Origin of the sequence: Maritalea mobilis (assembly GCF_004363175.1) — a bacterium.
Classification (GTDB): domain Bacteria; phylum Pseudomonadota; class Alphaproteobacteria; order Rhizobiales; family Devosiaceae; genus Maritalea; species Maritalea mobilis.
This window is the reverse complement of record NZ_SNYR01000003.1, coordinates 41,336-54,866: the sequence shown is the minus strand read 5'-3', so window position 1 is coordinate 54,866 and position 13,531 is coordinate 41,336. Positions and strand designations below refer to the sequence as shown.

15 protein-coding genes are annotated in these 13,531 nt (G+C 51.1%); 4 read left to right on the top strand and 11 right to left on the bottom strand.

Annotated elements, in window-relative coordinates; genetic code table 11:
- Nucleotides 1-41: 41 nt before the first annotated feature.
- Nucleotides 42-863 carry a DUF3108 domain-containing protein gene (locus ATL17_RS12865; protein ID WP_133573240.1) on the bottom strand — a complete coding sequence of 274 codons (822 nt, stop codon included), beginning with the start codon at nucleotides 861-863 and terminating at the stop codon, nucleotides 42-44.
- 238 nt (nucleotides 864-1,101) lie between these two features.
- On the opposite strand from ATL17_RS12865, the gene rpmB reads away from it, so the two are divergent.
- A complete protein-coding gene (gene rpmB / locus ATL17_RS12860; protein ID WP_133573239.1) occupies nucleotides 1,102-1,392 on the top strand; it encodes a 50S ribosomal protein L28 in 291 nt (96 codons plus the stop codon).
- A 133-nt stretch (nucleotides 1,393-1,525) separates the two neighbouring features.
- Nucleotides 1,526-2,167, top strand: coding sequence for a VUT family protein (locus tag ATL17_RS12855; RefSeq protein WP_133573238.1), 642 nt, complete (start codon nucleotides 1,526-1,528; stop codon nucleotides 2,165-2,167).
- A gap of 88 nt (nucleotides 2,168-2,255) precedes the next feature.
- On the opposite strand, the gene ATL17_RS12850 is transcribed toward ATL17_RS12855, so the two are convergent.
- Both ATL17_RS12850 and ATL17_RS12845 read right to left on the bottom strand, forming a co-directional pair.
- Nucleotides 2,256-2,894, bottom strand: a complete 639-nt coding sequence (locus tag ATL17_RS12850; RefSeq protein WP_133573237.1) for a 2-hydroxychromene-2-carboxylate isomerase — start codon at nucleotides 2,892-2,894, stop codon at nucleotides 2,256-2,258.
- A 12-nt stretch (nucleotides 2,895-2,906) separates the two neighbouring features.
- The gene (locus ATL17_RS12845) at nucleotides 2,907-3,566 is read right to left on the bottom strand and encodes a TetR/AcrR family transcriptional regulator C-terminal domain-containing protein (protein WP_133573236.1); all 660 of its coding nucleotides are present in this window, start codon (nucleotides 3,564-3,566) and stop codon (nucleotides 2,907-2,909) included.
- Nucleotides 3,567-3,683: 117 nt separating this feature from the next.
- Here ATL17_RS12845 and ATL17_RS12840 point away from each other — a divergent pair, with 117 nt between their 5' ends.
- On the top strand, nucleotides 3,684-4,070 hold the full coding sequence (locus tag ATL17_RS12840) for a DUF6326 family protein (protein ID WP_133573235.1): 387 nt from the start codon (nucleotides 3,684-3,686) through the stop codon (nucleotides 4,068-4,070).
- A 53-nt stretch (nucleotides 4,071-4,123) separates the two neighbouring features.
- On the opposite strand, the gene ATL17_RS12835 is transcribed toward ATL17_RS12840, so the two are convergent.
- From ATL17_RS12835 to ATL17_RS12815, 5 genes are all read right to left on the bottom strand, one after another.
- Nucleotides 4,124-5,170, bottom strand: coding sequence for a M42 family metallopeptidase (locus ATL17_RS12835; RefSeq protein ID WP_133573234.1), 1,047 nt, complete (start codon nucleotides 5,168-5,170; stop codon nucleotides 4,124-4,126).
- Nucleotides 5,171-5,266: 96 nt separating this feature from the next.
- Nucleotides 5,267-6,277 carry an esterase-like activity of phytase family protein gene (locus ATL17_RS12830; protein WP_166639035.1) on the bottom strand — a complete coding sequence of 337 codons (1,011 nt, stop codon included), beginning with the start codon at nucleotides 6,275-6,277 and terminating at the stop codon, nucleotides 5,267-5,269.
- Nucleotides 6,261-8,147 (bottom strand): cobaltochelatase subunit CobT, encoded by a 1,887-nt coding sequence (gene cobT / locus ATL17_RS12825; RefSeq protein WP_133573232.1) that lies wholly within the window; start codon nucleotides 8,145-8,147, stop codon nucleotides 6,261-6,263. Before cobT ends, ATL17_RS12830 begins: the two co-directional genes overlap by 17 nt.
- 18 nt (nucleotides 8,148-8,165) lie before the next feature.
- Nucleotides 8,166-9,146 carry a cobaltochelatase subunit CobS gene (gene cobS / locus ATL17_RS12820; RefSeq protein WP_133573231.1) on the bottom strand — a complete coding sequence of 327 codons (981 nt, stop codon included), beginning with the start codon at nucleotides 9,144-9,146 and terminating at the stop codon, nucleotides 8,166-8,168.
- Nucleotides 9,147-9,278: 132 nt separating this feature from the next.
- The gene (locus ATL17_RS12815; RefSeq protein WP_133573230.1) at nucleotides 9,279-9,899 is read right to left on the bottom strand and encodes a J domain-containing protein; all 621 of its coding nucleotides are present in this window, start codon (nucleotides 9,897-9,899) and stop codon (nucleotides 9,279-9,281) included.
- Nucleotides 9,900-9,968: 69 nt separating this feature from the next.
- Between ATL17_RS12815 and ATL17_RS12810 the strand changes: the two genes are divergently transcribed.
- Nucleotides 9,969-10,226 carry a BolA family protein gene (locus ATL17_RS12810; RefSeq protein WP_133573229.1) on the top strand — a complete coding sequence of 86 codons (258 nt, stop codon included), beginning with the start codon at nucleotides 9,969-9,971 and terminating at the stop codon, nucleotides 10,224-10,226.
- Between the two features lie 7 nt (nucleotides 10,227-10,233).
- Here ATL17_RS12810 and ATL17_RS12805 read toward each other — a convergent pair whose 3' ends face one another.
- The 3 genes from ATL17_RS12805 to ATL17_RS12795 are packed head-to-tail and all read right to left on the bottom strand — an operon-like array spanning nucleotide 10,234 to nucleotide 13,229.
- Nucleotides 10,234-11,502: an HlyC/CorC family transporter gene (locus ATL17_RS12805; RefSeq protein ID WP_133573228.1), complete on the bottom strand. Its 1,269-nt coding sequence runs from the start codon at nucleotides 11,500-11,502 to the stop codon at nucleotides 10,234-10,236.
- Nucleotides 11,499-12,626 carry a 3-dehydroquinate synthase gene (aroB, locus tag ATL17_RS12800; protein ID WP_133573227.1) on the bottom strand — a complete coding sequence of 376 codons (1,128 nt, stop codon included), beginning with the start codon at nucleotides 12,624-12,626 and terminating at the stop codon, nucleotides 11,499-11,501. Before aroB ends, ATL17_RS12805 begins: the two co-directional genes overlap by 4 nt.
- A gap of 18 nt (nucleotides 12,627-12,644) precedes the next feature.
- Complete coding sequence (locus ATL17_RS12795; RefSeq protein ID WP_246028718.1) at nucleotides 12,645-13,229, bottom strand: shikimate kinase; 585 nt, start codon at nucleotides 13,227-13,229, stop codon at nucleotides 12,645-12,647.
- Between the last annotated feature and the right edge of the window lie 302 nt (nucleotides 13,230-13,531).

Below are 13,531 nucleotides of genomic sequence, written 5' to 3'. Positions count from 1 at the left end.
CGGCATAAAGGAATCGCGCTGTTGGACTGCGGGATGACTTTCTAATTTACGTTGAGACGAGTCAGCACCATGGAGAGGTCACCAAAGGCGGTGCCGATCAGGATGCGATAGGGAATCGCATAGCCAGTATCTTCAAGCGGGGCAAACCAAATGAGGAAGCGCTGATTGTTCTTCATATAGGTGGTGCTGGCGCTGTCGCTAAAATGGCCAGAGATTGGCTTATAGCGCAATTTGCACAGCACAACCGGGCCTTGATAACCGGTGCGTTGTGATGTTGCCGTTTGGTTTTCAGCAAAGCTCATATCAATATCGAACCGTTCAATGCCGGTATAAATATCGAGGTTGCGGTTACATATTTCAGGTGACAACGCATTGGCTTTGATCAAAAAGGCAGCAACGGGGTCGTTTACCCCTTTGCGATGACTTGGCTTTACGGGCACGCGGTTCACATTGTCGGTGAGCGCCGGAGTCACTTGAAAGCTGGTCACATTGCTATTTTGCGCCTGAAACTGAACTTCGAATGTTTCGTTGTTGGCAGCGGTGGACAGCAAAAACTGTTCTGCTTGCAGGCCGTTGGGTGTGACTTTGCCTTTTGAATTGAGGTCGGCCGTGCCTGCCGCCACAAGGCTTGCCAGGCCAGACACTAAGCCATCAATATTCACAGCGTAGCTTGCGCCATTATTCTGATAGTCGATGGCCACTTGGGAGATGTTTACGCCGCGCAGGGTCACCACATAATTGGCAGTTGCGTCAAAGGCGGTTGCAGTGCCGGTGCTGGCCAGAAAAAGAGCGGCAGACGCCGCGCTAAATTTACTTGCAAAACGCTTGGAAAAACGCTTCATGGTCGATACGAAAATGGCCACGTTTCGCCCTTGCTCCCTCAACTATAGGATGGCCAACTGGCCATATCGAATCAGTTTTTCTTCACACTGAACGGTGAACGGGGTGGATTCAAGGCAAGAATGGGACAAATTGGCACTGAGGTGCTTGACTAAAGAGGCTAAGTTCTCTAATTAGACGCGACTTTTCATTAATATGAGATCGACAAAAGCCGCTCATGGGGCGGATTTGTTGGTTTTGACCGAACAGGATGTGAGTAAAATGGCACGACGTTGTGAACTTTCTGGCAAAGGCGTGATGTCAGGCAATAATGTGAGCCACGCGCTTAACCGCACTCGTCGCAAGTTTTTGCCTAACTTGTGCAATGTGACTTTGATGTCTGAAGCGCTGGGTGAAGGTGTGAAACTTAAAGTTTCTGCTGCTGCATTGCGCACCGTTGAGCACCGTGGTGGTTTGGATGCCTATTTGCTGAAAGCAAAAGACACCGAATTGTCAGCACGCGCGTTGAACGTGAAAAAAGAAGTGCGCAAGGCACTTGCTGAAGCCTCTTAAGTCTTACGGCTTGAGCTGCTTGAAAATTTGAAGATTTTCGTTGGTGCCGCGCAAAGTTTTTTGCGCGGTGCTTTTTGTTGGATGTGGCGCTGGTCACCTGCCGGTTTAGCCACGAAATATAGAGGTGCATGACATGGTGCTCACTCGTCTATTTGTGGCTATTTTAGCCATGGCCGTTGTGGTAACGGCGTCGAACTATCTCGTTCAATTCCCGGTTCAAGCCCAGTTGGGGCCAGCTAATTTGGCTGACATTCTAACCTGGGGTGCTTTTACCTATCCTTTCGCATTTCTCGTTACAGATTTGACCAACCGCTTTTTCGGCCCGCAAAAAGCACGCATTGTCGTGTTTGTCGGCTTTGCGATTGCGGTGTTGATGTCGATCTTTTTGGCGACTCCGCGTATTGCCATTGCGTCCGGCACGGCCTTCCTGACCGCGCAATTGTTGGATGTGTCGATTTTTGACCGTTTGCGCAATGGTGCGTGGTGGAAGGCGCCGCTTGTTTCTTCAGGCATCGCATCAGTGTTTGATACGTTGCTGTTCTTCTCACTGGCCATGGCGCCTGCATTCGCGTTTATCGATGGCTGGTTTGGCATGGAAGATAGCTCGCTGGGCTTCCCAGTGCCGTTCCTCAGCTTTGGCCCAGAAACACCGCTTTACTTCTCTTTGGCAGTTGGTGACATGTTGGTGAAAGCGCTGGCTGTTATTGCGCTCTTGCTGCCTTATCAGGCATTGCGCCGCGCGATTGCATCACGGGTAGAACCGGCAGCGGCATAATTGAAATTCAAAACGTCGCACTTTGCGCGGCGTTTATCGTGAGCGAACCCCAAGCATATTCAGCAATGTGCTTGGGGTTTATTTTTGGCTAGGCGACAGGTGGGTTTTGCCACTCGGATGGTGCGAATGGTTTGGTTAAGGCACGCTCCACCAATTCCAAACGATCTTGGCCATAAAAGGGATCGCCATCTACGATGTAGGTTGGGGAGCCGAAAATATTTTGCTTGATGGCCCATTCTGTGTTGGCTTGAAGCCTGTTTTGGATGTCGGTGCTCTCGGCGGTTGCGAGCAAATTGTCCGCATCGTGCCCCAAACTTGTGATTAGCCGATGTAAAGCTTCTCTGTCAGACAGATCCATATCATCGCGCCAATGGGCTTCCAGCAATTTGTGCGCCATCTCATCTGTGGTCGCGCCGCTTTCGCCCAATGCTAAAATCAGACCCGATGCGAGACCATAGTCAGCATCATGATAGGTGGGGCGAAATTTGATGATCGGGACATGGCGATATTCGGCCCAGCGTTCAATGTCACGCCCAAAGAAATAATCGACATTGGCCTGTGTCCTCGCCCGAAAAGGCGTGCTGCCTTGGCTTTGTACCACCGGCGACAAAAGAATCGGCCGATGGATCAAAGTCACATTATGTCGGCGACAAATATCCATTAGCGTGGTTGAGCCGATATAGGCGAAGCCAGAGTGGGCTGAATAGGCATATTCGATGACGGGCATTGGGAACTCTTATTATTGGCTGTTGTCTGGTGAAAGTCCTGAAAGGATAAGGTCTAGGCCGAAATCAAATTGCGTTATGCCATCATATTCGCCTTTGATCAGGACCTCGGTTGCGCTGTGCAGATAGGGATATTTATCCTTATCAATTTCTGGCAGGTAATGGGCGGCAGCGGCTTTATATTTATCAGGCTCTACCGGAAAATTAAGCTCTTGCATTGTGTAGCCGAAAGTGTGGCTGTCAATTGCATTCCGTGCCCAATCTGCCGCAGCGTATGAAAAGCCGGCATTGATGAGGCAGCCCAGTGTGGCATTGGTGTCCTGCATGGTGTGGCTGCCATTGGTGATGGTGGAGATGAGCAAAGTGGGCGCCCAAGGGTGCCGCAAAAAGGCTCGGCGCATGCTGTGTGCCCGTCGCCGCAGCATGTCTTGCCAAGGACCATCTTTATTCGGCAGCTCGAATTCGCTCACCACATGATCGAGCATTAAACTCAGCAGATCATCTTTGTTCGCCACATGATTGTACATGGACATGGCGGTAACATTGAGTGCAGTGGCCAGTTTGCGCATGGATAGCGTTTCTATGCCTTGGGTGTCTGCAATGGTAAGCGCCGCCTCGATTATTTTTGCGCTGGTCAGCGTGCGTCGTTTGTCAGATTTGCTTGATGTTGGCATGGGCTCGAATCGTTCTCACACGAAAAGACTTGACGAATATACAGCGTATATTTATAGCTGAGGCTCGTCAAATATACACTGTATATATATCGAGTTTTGTCAGCTATTGGAGGCGTCATGACTATTTCGGAAAAAATTTCAACCTTGTGGATCGTGGTCATGTTCAACATGGCATTCGCTGACATACTGTCGTTCATCAGCCCAGATTTTCTGGCGCAAGTGTCGACGGGGGTTTTGGAGGGCGTAGAAATAACGCCCATGTTTATTCTGTTGGCAGCGGTGCTGATTGAGATCGCGATTGTGATGATCTTTTTGTCGCGTGCATTGCCGCGTAAAAGCAGTCGCATTGCTAACTTTGTGGCGGTGGCCATCACGATCTTGTTTGTGGTTGGCGGTGGTTCGCTAAAACCTCACTATATATTCTTCGCGTCGGTCGAAGTTCTAGCTCTGGTTTACATCGCTTTTCTGGCGTGGACATGGCCAGAAGAACAGGCACATGCTTAAACAAAAAAGCCCGCAACTGATGTTGCGGGCTTTGTTTTCCTTAGTCGGAAAATTTAGTGAGCGGCCAAATAGGCTGCCAAGATATCACGTGCCGCGCCAAGATCGGTTTTGTCGATCATTTCGGTCACGGTGTGCACGTAGCGAGTGCCCACTACAATGCCGATGGCTTTTGCGCCTGCTGCAGCTTGTTGTGCTGCTGCGCCGTCTTGTCCACCGCGGGCCAAAATGGTGCGCTGATATGGAATTTTGTTCTTTTCAGCCAACGCTTCCATTTCGCGAACCAAGCCGATATCAGCGATAAAGCTTGAATCTTTCACATGCAGGCCAACGCCGTCGCCTTGCACGGTTACGCGTTGGTGCTCAGGCACGCCTGGGGTGTCGCAAGCAAGGGTCACGTCAATGCCGATGCCGATGTCGGGCTTTACAGCATAAGCCGCTGTGCGGGCGCCGCGCAGGCCAACTTCTTCTTGCGTGGTGAAACCAACATGGATTTCACATTCATGCTTGCCGCCATCTTCCACAAGCTTGCGAATAGATTCGATGCCCAACCAGCAGGCCACGCGGTTGTCGAGTGCTTTTGATACGACTTTTTGATCAAGGTCGAGCAAAGGCTCATCCATCACGATGTAATCGCCAACCTTCACCTTGTCTTTGGTTTTCTCGCCCATGCCGAGGTCCACAAAGAATTCAGAAAGGCCCGGAACTTTTTTGGCATCGCCTGGCTCTTGAATATGAATTGGTTTGCCGCCTGGGTTCATCACGCCTTTATAATCGCCATCTTCGGTGCACACCAAAACACGACGAGAGAACAGATTGCGTGGGTCGAAGCCACCAACTGGATCGATATAGATGTGACCTTTGTCGCTGATGTGCGAAACCAAAAAGCCAATTTCATCCATATGGCAAAGCAACATCACTTTTTGTGGTGTGCCATCTGTCTTTTTGGTTGGGTTACGCTTGCACAAAAGTGAACCCATAGCGTCCACAGTCACTTCATCAAAAAGGCCTTCAATTTCCTTTTTGATCAGGTCGCGAATACGATCTTCGCGCCCCGGCACGCCTGGTGTTTCACAAAGGCGCTTCAACAATTCGATGTTCATAGAAAAATCCCTTGATTTATCGCGTTTCGTTGTACTTCGAAACTTAGGTGACACAGGTTAACTCGATTTGCCACAAACTCAAGCCAAAGTTGAAATTTAATATGCAATATCGAACTGCAATATCATGGTGCGTTGCCACCCATTGAAATTGTCGTCGGAAATGAGCGTGAGTCGTGGCAGATTGGTCGGACCAATACTTACCGCAAGTCCTTCCATATTGTCTATAGCAGTGCCGCCAGCGGCCAAGATGTTTTCGCCTTCAATGCGTGCGCCCGGTTTAATGTCGCCGCTTACAATATGTTCAAGCCGCATGGTGAAACCAATCAGGCTCACATTGCGCTTCAAGATCAGCAGGTCGCCATTGGGCAAAAAAGCGCAGGCTGTGGGCCGAAAACCACCGTGACGTGCGAAGCTTAGCTCGCCCCGGTCTTTACTGCCTTTCAGCCAAGCGGCATGGTCCCCATTGTTCGAGGTTACATTCTCCGTCAACATCAAAGTTGAACCGGCGATGGGGGAGGCAGGTGGCGCGATACACAGCGCTTCCAATGACCCGTTATGGCGATTTTGTTTTAGCCAATCCGGTATCGAAACTTCGCGTGCTGCGCCTTGGGGCCAACCATTTTCAAGCTCGAAATCGGCGACACGAGTTAAATGTTCAAATGCTACACGCACCGCGCCGGGCACGCCATCGCGATAGATGGTTTCAATGCTTTCAGAATCGCGGGAAAAGGCGGTGGGCAAATCAGCGCCTTTGGAGTTTTTAATGGGCAGCAACTGCATATTTTGCAGGCTTTCCAGATTGCCATCTGAATCATATTTCATTTTGCCATTTAGAAAATGGCCGCGGTCGCTAACGGCGGTGAACTTGCCATCTTCAGAGGTGAAGGTAATGCCGGAAAAGCCGCCAAAATCTGCATTGTCATTGCGCAGCACCAAGCCGCCACGCCAAATCAGTTTGCCAATTTTTTCGCCTTTTGCGCGGCCTTGAAAGCGTTCAAGGGGCTGCAAATCAAGGGTGAGACTGGCGGCGTAAACAGGCAAACAGCCAGCAACCAGAAGGCTGCTGGCCAGCAGAACACATGTGAGGAGTTTACCGACGGCGCGCACGGGCTTGCGATGGGGCTTCTTCGTCGAACAAATCGGCCAAATTGTCGGTAAGCGCGCCAGCCAGTTCTTCCGCATCAAGCAGGGTAACTGCACGGCGATAGTAGCGGGTAACATCGTGGCCGATGCCGATGGCCACCAATTGAACGGGCGAACGGGTTTCAATATCTTCAATGACAAACCGCAAATGTTTTTCCAAATAATTGCCCGGATTGACAGATTGCGTGCTGTCATCCACTGGGGCACCATCGGAAATCACCATCAATATGCGGCGATTTTCAGGCCGCGCCAAAATGCGCTTATGTGCCCATTGCAGGGCCTCGCCATCGATATTTTCTTTCAGCAAACCTTCACGCATCATCAGGCCAAGATTGTCCTTAGCGTGCCGCCATGGTTCGTCCGCCGCTTTATAAACAATGTGGCGAATATCATTGATCCGCCCCGGATTTGCCGGGCGGCCAGCCTGCATCCACGCTTCGCGAGATTTGCCACCTTTCCAGGCGCGGGTGGTGAAGCCCAAAATCTCGACCTTCACGCCACAACGCTCTAGCGTGCGGGCAAGGATATCGCCGCAAATGGCGGCGATGGTGATCGGGCGGCCACGCATGGAGCCAGAATTATCGATCAGCAGGGTCACCACAGTGTCGCGGAAGTCCGTGTCTTTTTCGATCTTGAAGGAGAGGGGCTGCAATGGGTCGGTCACCACACGTGTGATCCGTGATGTATCCAGCAGGCCTTCTTCGAGATCAAATTCCCAAGAACGATTTTGCTGCGCCATCAAGCGACGTTGTAGTTTGTTCGCCAACCGCGCCACGGCGCCGGTGAGGCTTTCAAGCTGCTTGTCCAGCAAGGCGCGCAACTGACCAAGTTCTTCAGGTGGGCAAAGCTCTGCCGCGCCAACAATTTCATCGAACTTGGTGGTGAAGACTTTATATTCCGGCATATTGCGGAAATGGTCTGGAATATCATTTTGCGGCGGTGTGTTGGCGCTGTCATCGCCCTGCTCGATGGGCGCTTCTTCCTCTTGCATTTGCTCAAGGCTGGCATCTTGGCCATCAACTTCGCCATCTTCTTCTGTGTCGCCGGGTGCTTGCTCAGCGTCCATCTCCATCTCTTCCTGATCAGCAGAACCATCCTGCTTATCTGGATTTTCGTTGGGCGCATTTTGCGGATCGGCGTCTTCTCCGCTTTCCTCTTCTTCCCCGTCAAAATCGGTGGGGTCAGCGTCAATCATCATGTCGAGATTGCGCAAGGCGTTACGGGTCAGTTTGGAAAATTCGACCTGATCGTCAAGATATTGGCTGAGGTCATCAAGGCTATCGCCAACTTTTTCTTCAATCGTATCGCGCCAAAACTCAACCAGCTTTTCGCCAGAAGGCGGTACTTTCATGCCCGCGATTTTTTCACGCAGCACCAAGCCCATGGCTTCGGCCAAGGGGGCGTCAGCAATGTCTTTGATGTTGGAATAGTTGGCGCGGAACATTTTATCTTCCAGCATGGCTGAAAGATTGTCTTTCATGCCGGGCAAGCGTTCCACCCCGAGGGCTTCAACCCGCACTTGTTCCAACGCGTCAAAAACCGCACGGGCTTCGGGATCTTGCGGCGCGTAGCGATTGTGTTTTTTGATGTCGTGGGCGGCCAAGCGCATAGACATGGCATCGCCCTGCCCACGGGCAATGGCAATATCTTCAGATTTGGGCACGCGCGGCAGGTTGGCCAGCCGCGCCTTGTCTTTGGTCAAAAGCGGGCGATCAGATGTGAAGGCCACTTCCAGCTCGCGTTCGCCGGAAATGGTGCGCACCGTTGCGCCAATCGCATTTTTAAGCGTGGCGGTTGGGTCGGCCCGGTTTTGCTTTTTGTCGCTTAAAGACATAGTGCCTCTTTTGACGTATTAGGCGCTCAAGGCGATGTTTGCTGCAGATTCTGGCAAATCGGTGCCAAACACACGTTGATAGAATTCTGCCACAACAGGGCGTTCCAGCTCGTCACATTTGTTCAAGAATGTCAGGCGGAAGGCAAAGCCAATGTCACCAAAAATCTGAGTGTTTTCAGCCCAAGTGATCACGGTCCGTGGGCTCATCACGGTAGATAGATCGCCATTGATGAAGGCCTGACGAGTCATATCTGCCAGCCGCACCATGTTGGAAACGGTTTTCTCGCCTTCTTCATTTTGCAATTGCTTGGCTTTGGCCAAAACAATGCCCACTTCTTTTTCATGCGGCAGATAGTTCAATGTGGTCACCAAAGACCAACGGTCCATTTGACCTTGGTTGATCTGTTGTGTGCCGTGATAAAGACCAGATGTGTCGCCCAAACCAATGGTGTTGGTGGTGGCGAACAAACGGAAAGCAGGATGCGGCTCGATCACTTTGTTTTGGTCCAAAAGTGTCAAGCGGCCAGAAACTTCCAGCACCCGCTGAATAACGAACATTACGTCAGGGCGGCCCGCATCATATTCATCGAACACAAGTGCGATATTGTTTTTCAGCGCCCATGGCAAAATGCCGTCGCGGAATTCAGTGATTTGCTTGCCGTCTTTCAATACGATGGCGTCTTTACCCACCAAGTCAATCCGGCTGACATGGCTGTCCAAGTTTACGCGCACCAAAGGCCAGTTCAGGCGGGCAGCGACTTGTTCAATGTGGGTGGATTTACCCGTGCCGTGATAGCCCTGCACCATCACGCGGCGATTATGCTCAAAGCCAGCCAAAATGGCCAAAGTTGTGGCTTTATCAAACAAATAATCTGGATCAAGCGGCGGCACATGTTCTGTGCGCTCTTTATAGCCCTTCACCACAAGATCAGTATCAATGCCGAATGTCTCGCGAACATTAAAGTCAGTATCTGGCAATGGAGCGGTTTGTTCAGTCATAGCGAATGCCTTGATTTCATCATATATGGGTCAGGTCTGGCCGATATGCGGCGCAGCGCCGAAAGTGGCAGGTAATTTATTGGTCGGTTTTCTATAACAGCAAATTGTGGCGCACCCAAGGGGTCGAATGATTTAAACGAACCCCTTCGCTTTAAGATGGTTATAGGCGGTGATGATATTGCGCAAACGCTCTTCAGAACTCTTGTCGCCGCCATTAATATCCGGGTGGTGCTTTTTCACGAGGTCTTTATAGGCCAGCTTGATTTTTTCAGCGCCATCCGTAGGGCCAACACCAAGCATTTCCAACGCTTTGCGGTCAGCTTCCAAGATTTTGCGGTCTGCCGAACGGTTGGGGCCGCCGGAGCCGCCTTGCATGCGTGCGTAGCGCGCGAAAACATTTGAAGGGTCGTGGCGTTTTTTCTTTTTGGTGCGTGGGGGCAAATCGCTGGCGCTCTTGGGTGGGGTTTTGCCGCCGCGCACATCCCAAGTGGGGCGTCCGCCAGAGCGATCCGTTACGATATCTTTGATTTCGTCTTCGCCCAAATCAGAGAAGAAGTCGTAATTTTTGTTATATTCGCGCACATGGGCCAAGCAGAATTGGTGGTGGCCAGGTGTGTTTGGGCCTTTAGGCGCTTTATGGGTGCCGGGTTCTTCACAACCTTTCCACGCGCAACGTGGGCCTTCATCTTCTGGCTTGCTGGCAGAAGAGGCTCTTTTTTTAACACGAATTTTATCGAACAGCTTGGATTGCAATTTGTCAGCTCAATTGGTTTATGAAGGGGGCACCCTTTTAGCGCAAAAATGGAAAAGAGAGAAACCCCTATGTTGGTAAAAGACGCGATTATTTCGAAATTAAATGCGGCATTTTCTCCACATCATCTCGAAGTGATCGATGAATCTGAGCATCACCGCGGCCATGGCGGGTGGCGCGAGGGCGGTGAAACTCATTTTCGGGTTATTATTGGTGCACAAAGCCTTGAGGGCAAAAACCGAGTGGAACAGCATCGCGCCATCAATGATTGTTTGGCGGAAGAGCTGATCGAGCAGGTGCATGCCCTTGTGATCAAGGTGCAGAAATAGCCGTATTTTACGGAATGATTTTGATTTCCGTAATGCGGTTGCGTTCTTTCTTCAGCACTTTAAATCTAAAGCCGTGGAAGGTGAACACCTGGTTCACTTCCGGGATCATTTTGGCTTCTTCCACAATCAGGCCCGCAATGGTGTTGGCATCTTCATCTGGCAGATGCCAATCGAGCGTCCGGTTCAAATCCCGGATTGGCACCGAGCCGTCCACAATGTAGCTGCCGTCTGGCTGCTTTTGTGCACCTTCCATGATTTCGTCATGCTCATCAGCGATTTCGCCTACGATTTCTTCCAAGATGTCTTCAAGTGTCAGCAAGCCTTCCACTTCTCCATATTCATCCACGATCATGGCAATATGGGCTTTTTCGCGCAAAAAGGCGTTGAGCTGGGCTTGCACGGGTGTTGTGTCCGGCACAAACCATGGCTTTGAAACGATGCGTGAGAAATTGAGCTTGTCGACATCGCCACCTGCGCGGAACAGGGCCCGCAGCAAATCTTTGGCGTGCACAATGCCCACAATATTGTCTTGGTCGCCACGCCAAAGCGGAATGCGGGTGTAGGGGCTTTCCAAAATCTCTTGCACCAGTTGCTCTTTTGGCAAGTCGGCATCAAAGGCCAACATTTTGGTGCGGTGCACCATCACGTCAGACACTTCAAGTTCGCTCAAATCCAAAATGCCGCCCAACATGTCGCGGTCGTTTTTGATCACTTCACCTTCGCGGTGCAGCAGATCCACGGTGCCGCGCAGCTCATCATGGCCAGTGAGGCCATATTTGTCATCTTCAGACCGCGCGCCCAACATGCGCAGCAGCAGGTTGACCAGCTTTTGAATGGCGAAGGTGATGGGTGCAAACACCACCACAACGGGACGCACAAAGGGGGCCACGCCAACCGAGAATTCGTCTGGCTTTGAAATCGCCCAGGTTTTCGGCAAAACTTCTGAGAAAATCACTACCATCATGGTCATGACCAATGTGGCATAAATCACGCCTGTATCGCCAAACAGCGAAATCAAAACGCTGGTGGCCAGAGACGAGGCGAGAATGTTGACCAAATTGTTGCCCAGCAGCAGGGCGCCGATCAAGCGCTCCTTATCTGCGATCAGATTTTCTACGATTGAGGCACCGTTTTTGCCAGATTTCACCCAATGGTGAATGCGGGCGCGGCTGGCAGCGGTCAGTGCCGTTTCCGAACCGGAAAAGAAGCCAGAAAGCGCCAATAGCACAAAGATGGCGCCTACAGAAATCCAAAAGCTCAATGTTAAGTCGGTCATTTTTGCCGTTCTTTGTTTAAGAATTCAAACACTAGGTCAGGATTGACATTTTTCTCAATGAAAGCCTTGCCAATGCCTTTTGTCAAAATAAAGGTCAGCGCACCGCGCGACACTTTTTTATCTTGCGCAATTAGGTCCAGCAATTCTTGGGTTGGGGGCAATTCACCTGGAATGTCGCTTAAATTGGTGGGCAAGCCTGCTTTTTTCAAGTGGGCGACCACGCGCTGATCATCTTGGGTATTTGAAAGGCCAAGGCTGGTGGAAAAACGGTGCGCCAGTGCCATGCCGATGGCGACGCCTTCGCCGTGGATCAAACGGTCTGAGTAACCCGTGGCAGCTTCAAGGGCATGGCCAAATGTGTGACCCAAATTGAGTAAGGCGCGCTGGCCTTGTTCTTTTTCGTCAGCAACGACAACACGGGCTTTGGCGCGACAGGCGCGGGCGATGGCTTCGGCACGGGCAGGTCCGCCTTCAAAGATGTTGTCTTGGTTTTCTTCCAACCAGAAGAAAAACTCTTCATCGTCAATCAGGCCATATTTAACCACTTCGGCATAGCCCGCGCGGAAATGACGGTCAGACAGGCTGTCCAAAACGCCCAAATCTGCCGCAACAAATTTAGGTTGGTGGAACGCGCCAATCAGGTTTTTTCCGTGAGGTGAATTGACGCCTGTTTTGCCACCAACGGAACTATCCACTTGTGCAAGCAATGAGGTTGGGATTTGCACAAAATCCATGCCTCGGCGCATGATTGCGGCAGCAAAGCCTGCTAAATCGCCGATCACGCCGCCGCCAAAGGCGAGAATAATATCGTTGCGCTCAAGCTTTTCTTTCAAAAGCGCAAACACAACACTGTCGAGGCGCGCCATGGATTTGGCATTTTCGCCTGGCGGAATAGAAATCAAAGCATAGTCGAGCCCATTAGCATCAAGGCTTTTTTGCAGTCGCGCCCATTGGGCGTTTTTAACATTGATGTCGGTCACCACGCCAAAGCGTGCGCCGGGAAATTTCTGTTTTAAAATGCCGCCCAAGCGATCCAAAACATCGGGTGCGATTTCAATATCGTAGGCGCGATCTTCCAAATCGATGGGCACGATGATCGGTTCTTGGGCGTTTTGGGTCGACATATAATTTCTTCTTGTGCGTTAAGCGGTTAGGTGCATTGCCAAAGCATCAATGGCTTTGGCGGCAACAGCTTCGTGCGTGCCATCAAATGAGGTCACTTTCACATCAGCCAAAGCATAGGTTGGATTGCGCTCATCATAAAGCGCTTTTAGCGTGCCAAACGGGTCAGCTGTGCGCAGCAAGGGGCGCGTGTTGCGCCGTGAAACGCGTTCAAACAGCAAATTGATGTCGGCATCCAGCCACAAAGACACGGCGTGCTTCTTGATGTTGCTGCGGGTTTCATCATTCATAAAGGCACCACCGCCGGTGGCGATGACGGCGTTGTTATTTTCCGTCAGCAGCCGCGAAATTACCCGCACTTCGCCTGCGCGAAACTCTTCTTCGCCATGGGTTTCAAAAATATCGGGGATGGGCATGCCTGCCGCTTTTTCAATTTCATTGTCGCTGTCAACAAAAGGGCGGTTGAGATATTGCGCGATGCGGCGACCAACAGTGGATTTGCCAGCGCCCATAAGCCCAATCAGCACGATGGGTTTGGTGCCAAGCATTTGGTTGACCAGTTTGCTGTTTTTGTTCACATCCGTGCTGGTCAGCCCGTCGTCCACTTTTGTCTCCTTATTCACCTAGGCTGTTTGAAGCCATTTGTTGGGTTTAATGTCAAGTCTTGTTGTTGGGGATGCAACCATAATGAGGGGCAAGTTGGTAAGGTAATTTCTTGAAATAATGCGCTAAATGCGCGAAAAAGGAGCCAATGGAGGGTGTCGATATGCCGACCTTGATCAGGTTTGTTGTGTTTTTAGCATTTTTGGCTGCATTGGTTTTTGGGTCCATGGTGGCCCTTACAATTTTTGTGGAGCCCACACCACGTGAGATGACTGAGCGTATTCCTGCGCGTGATCTTTTTGGC

Excerpts from the sequence above, each read along its gene's own strand:
- rpmB (WP_133573239.1), top strand. The coding sequence starts at position 1,102 with ATGGCACGACGTTGTGAACTTTCTGGCAAAGGCGTGATGTCAGGCAAT.
- ATL17_RS12855 (WP_133573238.1), top strand. The coding sequence starts at position 1,526 with ATGGTGCTCACTCGTCTATTTGTGGCTATTTTAGCCATGGCCGTTGTG.
- ATL17_RS12850 (WP_133573237.1), bottom strand. The coding sequence starts at position 2,894 with ATGCCCGTCATCGAATATGCCTATTCAGCCCACTCTGGCTTCGCCTAT.
- ATL17_RS12845 (WP_133573236.1), bottom strand. The coding sequence starts at position 3,566 with ATGCCAACATCAAGCAAATCTGACAAACGACGCACGCTGACCAGCGCA.
- ATL17_RS12840 (WP_133573235.1), top strand. The coding sequence starts at position 3,684 with ATGACTATTTCGGAAAAAATTTCAACCTTGTGGATCGTGGTCATGTTC.
- ATL17_RS12835 (WP_133573234.1), bottom strand. The coding sequence starts at position 5,170 with ATGAACATCGAATTGTTGAAGCGCCTTTGTGAAACACCAGGCGTGCCG.
- cobT (WP_133573232.1), bottom strand. The coding sequence starts at position 8,147 with ATGTCTTTAAGCGACAAAAAGCAAAACCGGGCCGACCCAACCGCCACG.
- cobS (WP_133573231.1), bottom strand. The coding sequence starts at position 9,146 with ATGACTGAACAAACCGCTCCATTGCCAGATACTGACTTTAATGTTCGC.
- ATL17_RS12810 (WP_133573229.1), top strand. The coding sequence starts at position 9,969 with ATGTTGGTAAAAGACGCGATTATTTCGAAATTAAATGCGGCATTTTCT.
- ATL17_RS12805 (WP_133573228.1), bottom strand. The coding sequence starts at position 11,502 with ATGACCGACTTAACATTGAGCTTTTGGATTTCTGTAGGCGCCATCTTT.
- aroB (WP_133573227.1), bottom strand. The coding sequence starts at position 12,626 with ATGTCGACCCAAAACGCCCAAGAACCGATCATCGTGCCCATCGATTTG.